Annotated in this window: 2 protein-coding genes; both read left to right on the top strand. The window is 69.2% G+C overall.

Annotated features, from left to right (window positions below; translation table 11 throughout):
- Positions 1 to 138: 138 nt before the first annotated feature.
- Complete coding sequence (locus ASG87_RS14320) at positions 139 to 885, top strand: pseudouridine synthase (RefSeq protein WP_056006437.1); 747 nt, start codon at positions 139 to 141, stop codon at positions 883 to 885.
- Positions 886 to 1,486: 601 nt separating this feature from the next.
- Positions 1,487 to 2,180: hypothetical protein (locus ASG87_RS14315; RefSeq protein ID WP_162258373.1), on the top strand; the 694-nt coding region annotated here is incomplete at its 3' end.

The raw sequence follows: 2,180 nt of genomic DNA, 5'->3' as shown, positions 1-2,180 counted from the left end.
CAGTAAGCGGACCTGGCAAGGCAACACGGAAAAGCCCGGCGCAAGCCGGGCTTTTTCTTTGCGGTGTGCCGTGGAATCCACCGGACGCCGGCCATCGACGCGTACCGGAGCGCCGGATAGGCTTGTCGCATGCAACGAATGCCCCCTTCTCCCGCCATGAAGCCGCCAGGCAAGCCGCGCCACGGGCTGGCGCGCGTGCTCAGCAAGCTCGGCGCCTGCTCGCGCAGCCAGGCCGAGCGCGCGATACGCGAGGGCCGGGTGAGCGTGGACGGCCGGGTGGTGCGCGATCCGGAACGGCCGGCCGATCCCGAGCGCCAGCGGATCGCGCTGGACGGGGCTCCGGTGGCGGCCTCGACGCGCCTCTACGTGGCCCTGAACAAGCCGCGCGGCATCGTGGTCAGCGCCGCCGACGAACGCGGGCGCGACACGGTCTACGACCTGCTGAAGGAGGCGGGCCTTCCCTGGCTCGGCCCGGTCGGCCGGCTCGACAAGGCCAGCGAGGGCCTGCTGCTGCTCAGCAACGACAGCGCCTGGGCCGCGCGCCTGACCGAGCCGCGCCATCACGTGGACAAGACCTACCACGTGCAGGTCGATGCCATTCCCGATGCCGCGATGCTGGAGCGCTTCGTCCAGGGCGTGACGGACGAGGGCGAACGCCTCGCCGCCCGCAAGGCCGTCCTGCTGCGCGCCGGCGAAAAGAACGCCTGGCTGGAGATCGTGTTGGACGAAGGCAGGAACCGCCATATCCGGCGCCTGCTGGCCGCGCATGGCATCGGCGTGCTGCGGCTGGTGCGCGTGGCGATCGGCGGCCTGTCGCTGGGCGACCTGCCTAAAGGCCAGTGGCGGCACCTGCAGCCGGGGGAAGTGGCCGCGTTGTCGCGCTGAGCAAGCGTGTCACGCCTGGAACAGGCCTTTCTCATTGGCAGAGGATCGCGCCGCGCCCCGACGGTGCCTGCCTTGCCGAACGATGCCGGTGGCGGGCGTGCCTGGGCTCTTCGCACCACCCGCCAGGCATGCTTCGGCGCCCGATGCGTGCGTGCCGGAATCGTCACCGCGCAGATCGTACTGATGCGGGCCGTCCATCGCGTTCGCAGTCAAGACGTCGCCGGAAGCCGACGCCTCATGCCTTGCCCTCGTGCACTTTTGCCAGATTGTGTCCATGTTGCGACAGATGTTGGCAACTGTTCGCTTGCGGCATGGCGCATGAGCAGTCTGGCCGCGATGGACCAGCGGTATGCCGAGCGCGCCCATTCCGGCCTGTGCAACCAAGCAGCTCGCGATCTGTCCGGTGCAGGGAAGCGGCCGTACGAACTTCCGCGTCCGCAGAGGGCGTGGAACGCACGCAGGCAACGCAGTTCCCCATTCATGCGCGGACGGCAAGCAACAGGGGCGAAAAAACTTTGCCGGGGACTCAAAAAGATTCGCATGGTGGGGAACGGGGCGGCGGGTCGAAAATCGCCTGCATCCCCTTTCGCCAGGAATGCCCATGAGCAGCCGCCGGTTCGCGCTTCTTCTCGCCTTGTGCCTGGCCTTGCCCGCCCATGCTGTCGCAGGCGATGCCGCGCATTTCTACGTCTACAAGATGCAGCCAGGTGCCGCCGACAAGTTCGAGCAGGGCTACCGCCGCCACCTGCAATGGCATCGCGCCCATCGCGATCCGCTGGCGTGGTACGGCTGGAGCATCGAGGACGGCGAGCGCAGCGGCTATTTCGTCGATGCCAGCGTGGGCGAGCCGTTCGCCGCCTTCGACCGCCGCGTGGACGTGGCCGGGGACGGCGCGGATTTCCGTGCCAACGCGGCGCCCTACGCCGTCCCGATGGGGCAGCCCGCCTACGTGCTGCTGCGGGAGGCCAGCACCGGCACGCCGCTTGAGGATCTCAAGCCGAGCGCCACCATGCAGGTGACGCACGTGCGCGTTCGACTGGGCATGGAGGCCCGCTTCGAGCATGCACTATCGGTTGCGCGCCAGGCCCTGCAAAAGCTGCCCGGCGCCCCGGCGCACACGTGGTACCGGCTGGTCACCGGCGGCGACACGGCGCAATACATGCTGCTGGTGGCCCGCGACGGCTGGGCCGGCTACGACCGCTTCGAGCGAAGCCTCGGCTCGCTGCTGGCCGGCGACGAAGCGGCACAGCGCGACGTGGCGGAGGCGGTGCAGTCGGCCACGACGGAGACGTGGC

Source organism: Frateuria sp. Soil773 (assembly GCF_001428405.1).
In the GTDB taxonomy this organism is placed as follows: domain Bacteria; phylum Pseudomonadota; class Gammaproteobacteria; order Xanthomonadales; family Rhodanobacteraceae; genus LMSL01.
The sequence above is the reverse complement of the archived record's forward strand: the minus strand, read 5'-3'. Positions and strand labels throughout refer to the sequence as shown.

What these genes read in the sequence shown, in the direction of transcription:
- ASG87_RS14320 (WP_056006437.1), top strand. Translation starts at nt 139, where the DNA reads ATGCCCCCTTCTCCCGCCATGAAGCCGCCAGGCAAGCCGCGCCACGGG.